The sequence below is a fragment of the Candidatus Margulisiibacteriota bacterium genome, from assembly GCA_031268855.1.
Taxonomy (GTDB): domain Bacteria; phylum Margulisbacteria; class Termititenacia; order Termititenacales; family Termititenacaceae; genus Termititenax.
In genome coordinates this window covers 1-7,555 of record JAIRWS010000074.1, presented here as the reverse complement: position 1 = coordinate 7,555, position 7,555 = coordinate 1, and the positions used below count along the sequence as shown (strand labels likewise).

The 7,555-nt window shown below is 46.6% G+C and carries 8 protein-coding genes; 3 read left to right on the top strand and 5 right to left on the bottom strand.

The features are described from left to right. A partial coding sequence (argH, locus tag LBJ25_04655) for an argininosuccinate lyase (protein ID MDR1453245.1) occupies nucleotides 1-992 on the bottom strand: 992 nt, incomplete at its 3' end. Between the two features lie 75 nt (nucleotides 993-1,067). Next, on the bottom strand, nucleotides 1,068-2,054 hold the full coding sequence (locus LBJ25_04650) for a LacI family transcriptional regulator (GenBank protein ID MDR1453244.1): 987 nt from the start codon (nucleotides 2,052-2,054) through the stop codon (nucleotides 1,068-1,070). 140 nt (nucleotides 2,055-2,194) lie between these two features. On the opposite strand from LBJ25_04650, the gene LBJ25_04645 reads away from it, so the two are divergent. Continuing rightward, complete coding sequence (locus tag LBJ25_04645; protein MDR1453243.1) at nucleotides 2,195-3,334, top strand: hypothetical protein; 1,140 nt, start codon at nucleotides 2,195-2,197, stop codon at nucleotides 3,332-3,334. A gap of 36 nt (nucleotides 3,335-3,370) precedes the next feature. On the opposite strand, the gene dinD is transcribed toward LBJ25_04645, so the two are convergent. From dinD to pta, 3 genes are read right to left on the bottom strand one after another with little or no spacing between them, the layout of a single operon-like run. Then, nucleotides 3,371-4,207, bottom strand: a complete 837-nt coding sequence (gene dinD / locus LBJ25_04640; protein MDR1453242.1) for a DNA damage-inducible protein D — start codon at nucleotides 4,205-4,207, stop codon at nucleotides 3,371-3,373. A 9-nt stretch (nucleotides 4,208-4,216) separates the two neighbouring features. Continuing rightward, a complete protein-coding gene (locus tag LBJ25_04635; protein MDR1453241.1) occupies nucleotides 4,217-5,407 on the bottom strand; it encodes an acetate kinase in 1,191 nt (396 codons plus the stop codon). A gap of 3 nt (nucleotides 5,408-5,410) precedes the next feature. Continuing rightward, on the bottom strand, nucleotides 5,411-6,412 hold the full coding sequence (gene pta / locus LBJ25_04630; protein MDR1453240.1) for a phosphate acetyltransferase: 1,002 nt from the start codon (nucleotides 6,410-6,412) through the stop codon (nucleotides 5,411-5,413). Between the two features lie 175 nt (nucleotides 6,413-6,587). Here pta and LBJ25_04625 point away from each other — a divergent pair, with 175 nt between their 5' ends. Continuing rightward, nucleotides 6,588-6,776, top strand: a complete 189-nt coding sequence (locus tag LBJ25_04625) for an antitoxin VbhA family protein (protein ID MDR1453239.1) — start codon at nucleotides 6,588-6,590, stop codon at nucleotides 6,774-6,776. A gap of 1 nt (nucleotide 6,777) precedes the next feature. Continuing rightward, a complete protein-coding gene (locus tag LBJ25_04620) occupies nucleotides 6,778-7,401 on the top strand; it encodes a Fic family protein (GenBank protein MDR1453238.1) in 624 nt (207 codons plus the stop codon). Nucleotides 7,402-7,555 lie beyond the last annotated feature (154 nt).

The following is a 7,555-nucleotide window of genomic DNA, read 5'->3' as shown; positions in this document are numbered from 1 at the left end:
GTGTCGAACAAAGGCTGTTTGTCTTCCTGCAGATCGCGGTTGTAGGCCAGCGGCAAACCTTTCAGCACGGTGAGGATATTCAGCAGATTGCCGATCACGCGTCCGGTCTTGCCGCGCGTCAACTCGGGAACATCGGGATTTTTTTTCTGCGGCATGATCGACGAACCGGTCGTGTAGCTGTCCGCCAGCTCGACATAGCCGAATTGCGCGCTGTTCCACAAAATCAATTCCTCGGACAGGCGGCTCAAATGCACCATCAACAAAGCCGCCGCGGCCTGGAATTCCACCAAAAAATCGCGGTCGGACACGGCATCCAGAGAATTTTCCGACACGGCGGCAAAACCCAGCTCTTTGGCCACGGCTTTTCTGTCTATGGGGTAAGCTGTTCCGGCCAGAGCCGCCGCGCCCAGCGGCAGGACATCCGCGCGGCGCAAAACATCTGCCAATCTCGCCCGGTCCCGCCAGAACATTTCCACATAGGCCAGCAGATGATGCGCCAGCAGCACTGGCTGGGCGATCTGCAAATGGGTCAAACCGGCCAGAACAACCGTTTTGTTTTTTTCCGCCTGTTCCAGCAAAGCCGTGCAGAGCAAGCTGAGCTGCCCGGACAACAAAATTATTTTGTCTTTTAGATAAAGGCGGATATCCGTCGCCACCTGATCATTGCGACTGCGGCCGGTGTGCAGTTTTTTAGCGGCGGCGCCGATCTTTTGCGTCAGCGCGGTCTCGATATGCATGTGAATGTCTTCCAGCGCCGCGTCAAATTTGAATTTACCCTGCTCTATTTCTTTTTCAATAATTTTTAAGCCGGATACAATTTTTTTATATTCCGCGCTGGTCAGGATCCTGGCTTTTTGCAAACCACCGGCGTGGGCGATAGACCCCTGAATGTCGTACTTATACAATTGCCAGTCATAAGAAATCGATTCCGTAAAATCTTGCGCTTCTTTTGCCGTAACGTCCGCAAAACGGCCTGACCAAAGTTTGGACATAAGACCCCCGTTTATTCTAATAAACCCGGCGAATTATACCATTTTCTTTAAAGATATGATATTTTTTTAAGCGGATTATTTGCTTAATCTTCGCACTGATTTACCGACCCTAAATTTTTTGTTAAGTACTATATCTTTTTTTAAATCTTTCTCGTTGTGTAGTACTGACAACAAGAAATCCAGAGCCCGCCGTCCCATTTCCTGCCTATCATCAACTACAGTAGACAGATCAAACTCTAAACCCGGCAGCGCTATGCCATCTGAACCGGTCAAGGAAATATCTCTTGGCACTTGCAGACCGTAATGTCGAAGCAGCTTGTATAATTGATAAGCGAACCTATCATTAATACAGATAATACAGGTCGGACGAGGTTTCATGGAAAGAATTTTATTCAAAACAATTTCTGCCGTTTCAAGATTCTGATGACTGGCCGGAACTATTTTCAAGGCATTCGCCGGCAAACCACATCGGCGCAAACCATCAGCCAAACCTTTCTTGAATCGCAACCAGGTAAAATCCAGCGCATCCGCTTCAGCATTGATCACAGCGAGGCGCCGGTGCCGACAATTGCAGACAAATTCGGTTAATTCCACCATACCTTGATAAGGGTCGGAATAAATCCGGCGGTATTTTTCTGTGCCATTTTTGGTGCAGCCAACCAGCAAAAATGGCTGATGCGTCTTTTCCACAGCGGCAATATGTACCGCCGAGTCATTACCGATTATTAAATAGCCGTTAATGTCATAAATCTTTGCATAATTTTCTATGTCGAGACCGTCTAAAATACGCACATTCAAATTCAATTCAGAGGCCCTCTCCAGAATACACATGATGATTTCATTATAATAGGCATCTTGAAAATGATTGCGAAAAGATTTAAAAACTAGGCCGATAGTGGCAATTTCTGCACTGTAAAAATACCCGAGTTCATGCGCAACCTGAATAATTCTTTCACGCAAAGTTTTCGACACGAAGCGCGGACGATGAAAAGCGGCCGAGACAGCGGAAATCGACACACCGCAAACTTCAGCAATTTTCTGTAAAGTTACCTTTTTGCCCATACTTTATATTAGCATATCCATATAGAAATTATATAAAAATATATATAAATTTTTAGTTAAAACCTGCGATTATATGGCAACTAAACAACGAGAAAACCATAGTTAAAAATGGCATAATGATATTTGTTTAAGGAGCAGTTATGTTATGGCAAACCAAAATAATCAGCTCTGGTTTTGAAAAGATAGAAATAGCTGGTCTATCCACCAGAATAATATTGTCCAGTAGTGGATCATTTATTACCTATATTAAACTTCCAGGTGGAACAAGTTTTCGGCTGGGGTCAGCGTTTGACCCAAAATATCCGAAAGATGTAAATTCTTCCAGCAACACGAACACCATAGCCGCAAAATTAGGCTGCGGCATAGGCGTCTTGGATTTAAATACTATTTTTCTGCATACAGGCATTCTTTCTCAAGACATATATTATGTTCTGGGCGGCGTTAATCTTTTCTACCAAAAAGGCGACTCAGTCTTTTATCAAAACGTTCTTAAACGCAAACCTGTGCCCAGAGGATCTCTCTGGTACGGCCAACCGCTCTATTTTTTTATGCAGGATACATCAGGACATTTCAGCATAGACTCATTAGCGCCAGATTCAGAAGAAAGTTTTCTCCCTAACTTAAATATTGCCGTATCCGGCAGACCAGTATTATTAGACGGCACAAAATTGGATCTATACACACCTCTAACAAACAATGGATTATCTCCAGCAGAGTATTTCTTTTTGGAAGACGGCAGAGATGCTCGGCATCTGGTCAAACTGCCGCACGTCAAAGATAAAGAAGGAGAAAAGCATTTTCTGGGCATGGAATATTTTTCGCAAAAGCCCGAACAATTGTTAAGAGCGCGGCAAGGTCTGGCTAGCACTATTCCCTACAAAGAGGGTTTATTTAATAAGGACGATCTCGAGTCCGGACTGTACGCTTGTTATCCAGATTCTCGTCGCTGGGAACTGGATTTAAAGCATAGCAAAATTTACTTTCCTTATGGCCTGGACAAAAACATTTATTCGCACAATGTACTGGCTGTAGACTGGAGCGGCAATGCCTATCTTCTGCAATTTCACGGCAAGTCCGGCCAAGAAGGTGTGACTATTGAACAATTACAAAACAAATTACAAGATTTAAAAATACGTTCCGCCATAGTAACCAGCAACGGTCTGGATGTTTTTGTGTACGATGCGCGGCATAACAAATATTTTTCCTGCTCTAGAAAATTGGATGATGTGCTGGCGCAAAAAGACCGTCCGGCGCAGCATTTGTTGATTGTGCATGAATAGCCGCTGCCGGATTTCTTTGCATAAAATCCTCCCTGCTTAATTTAACTTTTTATTTTGTTTATTCGCTTCCAGCTTTTTCACACTACCCGCCATTGGCAAGTCTTCCGGCATGGCGCCGCCCAGTTCTTTAATAGTCTGACGGATTTTTTTGCCGACGGCATAGTGTGTAATGTTGGCCTTTTGTTTACCTCTGATATTTTCTCGGCGGAGTTTTTCCTCAGTCTGCGTGGCACGGAAAAGATTGGCCGCCAGCTCCGTGCTGCCCATATAGTCAAGTATTTGCTGGCTTTTCTTTAACTTTTTTCTGGCGTGAATATCTTTCGCGCCCAAGCCGCCATATAAACCTTTGTAACCGTGGTCTTGAAATATCGCATAATCATAAGGCTGCACTACGCCGGCTAGTTTCGCCGCATCAGCCAACTGTTTGTTGTGCTTTTTCATTTCGGCGCGGAGATATAATCTTTTTTTATTCTCGTCCAACCGCTTAAATTCCGTTTCTTCCAGCAATTCTTGTTTTCTGGTCTGTACGGCAAAATAGGTTTGCCCCAGAGCGACTATTTCTTTGGCTGGATCGGCATTTTGAATAATCAGATAACAAGCGTAGCGGGAAAGTCTAATATCCTCTATTTCACGCTGGGTATCCGAACCTATGGCGACCATTTTGTCCAAACGGACAAAATGGTCGGGAATTTTCTGCCCAGAATTAACACAAGCTTCTTTAGCTTTATCTACAACATTGCTAAACTTTCTCCATTCTCTATATTGCAATATTTCTTGAAACTCTCTCGCCAGCCAATATTCATTGCCCCTTTCGTCAATTTTTTTGGCTTTTTCAAAAACCGTGCTGCTATTCGTTGTTATATTATTAACCATAGAATGTATTTATTTCCCTCTGACCAGCTCGATCACATCCCGCGCGATAATAAACTCCTCATTGGTCGGGACGACAAAGATCTTGACCTGCGAATCCAGCGCGGAGACGAGACGCTCGGCGCCGCTGTGTTCTTTATTTTTAGCGGCGTCCAGCTTCAAGCCCAGCGCGGACATGTTTTCACAGACCGCCTGCCGGAAATCCGGGCTGTTCTCGCCAATGCCAGCGGTGAAGATCAGCGCGTCCGCGCCGTTCAAGGCCGCCAGATACGCGCCGATATATTTTTTGACCGAATAAGCCTGCATCTGTAAAGCCAGCTGGCAGCGCGCATCACCCTGAGCCGCGCCAGCCAAAATATCCCGCTGATCGGAAAAACCGGAAACGCCAAGCATGCCGCTTTCTTTATTCAGCATATTCATTATTTCGGCCAGCGGCTTGCCAGTCTTGCCGGCCAAAAACTGCACCACCGCCGGATCGATGTCGCCGGAGCGTGTACCCATGATCACGCCAGCCAGCGGCGTCAGACCCATCGAAGTGTCCAGACATTTGCCGCCTTTTACCGCGGAGAGCGAGGAGCCGTTGCCGATATGCACGATAATCAATTTCAAATCCGGCTTATTGCCCAGCAGCTCCGCCGCGCGCTCGGACACATAGCGGTGCGAGCTGCCGTGAAAACCGTATTTGCGGATCTTATATTTTTGCGCCAGTTCATAATTCAGCGCGTAAGCGTAAGCGCGCTCCGGCATGGTCTGGTGGAACGCCGTGTCAAAAATCGCCACCTGCGGCGTGTCCGGCATTAGCGCGCGCGCGGATTCAATACCCACGACATTGGGCGGAGTGTGCAGAGGCGCGAGATCGGCATTGGCTTTGATTTCCGCCAGCGCCGCGTCGTCGATCAGCGCCGAAGCGGAAAAATTTACGCCGCCATGCACGATGCGGTGGCCGACGCCTTCGATATCCGCCAGCGAGCTAATGAGCTTCGCCTCTTTAAGCAAAAAATCCAGCACCAGATGAAAAGCTGTTTGGTGGTCGGCACAGCTATCTTTGCGCTCGATCTTTTGGCCGGAGGATTTGTGCACAATATTGGAATCCTGCAGGCCGATACGGTCAACCATGCCACTGGCCAGCGCCTGCCGCGCGTCCCAGTCATAGAGCTGATATTTGAGCGAAGAACTGCCGCAGTTTACCGAAAGAATAGCCATTGTTTACTCCTCTGTCTGTAATTCTGTAATGATAACAGTGTTGACAATGTCCTGCGCCGAGCAGCCGCGCGAAAGATCGTTGACCGGCCTGGCCAGCCCCTGCAATATGGGGCCGACAGCCTCGGCTTTGCCAAAACGCTGGACAAGTTTGTAGCCGATATTGCCAGCGTCAAGGTCAGGAAAGATCAGTGTATTGGCCTGCCCGGCAATGGCCGAGCCGGGAGCTTTGAGCTGCCCGACCGCCGGCAGTAGCGCGGCGTCCAGTTGTAATTCGCCGTCTATGTCTAACTCTGGATATTTTTCTTTAGCTATTTTAAGCGCATTCGTAACTTTTTCCACATCGGGATGCGCCGCGGAGCCTTTCGTCGAAAAAGACAGCAGAGCGATCCTGGCGTTGGCGCCAATTATCTGCCGCAGGCTGTCCGCCGTGCATTTGGCAATGTCCGCCAGCTGCGCGGCGTCGGGATTGGGATTGACCGCGCAGTCCGCAAAAAATAAAACGCCGTCCTCGCCGAAAGACTTATCCGGCGCGACCATCATAAAATAACTGGACACCAGCGCGATACCTTTACGCATGCCGATGCAGAACAGCGCGGATTTGATGACTCTGGCTGTAGCCGTGACGCAGCCGCAGACCAGGCAGTCCGCCGCGCCAATGCCGACCAGTCCCGCGCCAGCAAACACCGGATCGGTGGTCATCAGTTTTTGCGCTTCCTCCAGCGTCGCGCCTTTGTGTTTGCGGCGTTCATAGTACAGGCTGGCCAGTTCGGCAGAGCGCGCGTAATTTTCCGGATCGATAATTTCCGCGGCGGAAATTTCCGCGCCGGCCTTGTCCGCCAGCTCTTTGATCTTAGCTGGCTGGCCGAGCAGAATGACCCGCGCAATTTTTTCTTTGAGGACGATAGCCGCGGCCTGAAGAACGCGCTCATCATAACTTTCGGGGAGAACTACTTTTTTATATTTAGCTTGAGCTTTCTTTTTAAGTTCGGCAAGTATAGCGGACACACGATCACTTCCTGTCTTTATAGTAACAAAACAGAAAGTATTATACATTATTTTGGCGGCTGGAGTATAATTTTTTTGAGAACAGGTTGCCCTACTTAACGCCCCATCCTCCTCTTTTTTCTAAAAATTATACTTGTGTCAGATATGTTATAATTACATACTGGAGGCAGTAAAAATGAATAAAACTACGGCCTGGAATTTTGCGCTAGGGTTGATCAAAGTGGACGGTCTAGAGCCTACGCCTGAATTTATGGAAATGGTCAAAAAAGAAAGCGCCGGCGAAATGACCCTGACTGACATTGAAAAATCTCTGAACAAAAAATATCGAATGAAAGGCGCCAAAGTTCTAAAAAAAGCTGGTTAACATGGCCGACCCTTATCTGTATTCTGGCTCCGAAACGCTTATTAATTTATTTGACGAACGCTCTGAACAAGCTTTAGAAAAAATCGAAGCAGACTATACAAGTTTGCGATTAAGACAACTTTTGGATAACCCGCTCAATAGCGATTTTAATTTTACCCTGCTCTGCAAAACACATAAATTTATTTTTCAAGATATTTATGAATGGGCCGGAAAAATAAGGATCATTAACATCGAAAAACCGGAAGCCGTGCTCGGCGGCCTATCTGTAGAATACTCAGAGATCCAAAATATTAAGAAAGATTTCAGCACAGCCTGCCAAAAAATGAAGTCCCTAAATTGGCCTGCTCTAACTCTCAAGCAAAAAGCTGAAAATTTTGCTCAAGACCTTACCGCTTTATGGAAAGTTCATCCTTTTAGGGAAGGGAATACTAGAGCAATTATTTGTTTTTGCTGTGATTTCGCCGAGCGGCAGGGTTTTCCTTTAAATCGGGAATTATTTAAAGATAATAGTCTTTATGTCCGCCGTGCGCTAGTCGCATCTTCAGCGGTATTCAAGGAATTTGGCAATCTGGCCAAGCCGCAATACTTAATAGATATTATAAAGGAAGCAATTAAAACAGCATAACAATACTAACGGTTTTAATAAGAACGCCCGCCAAAATTGACGGGCGTTGAACAAAAACCAGTCAGAGCATTTATTTTTTCCGCGTTTGTTTTGAGGTGGATTTTTGGCGTATTTACGCTAAAAACATGGGAGGGGGGGGGGGGTAATAAGTAAT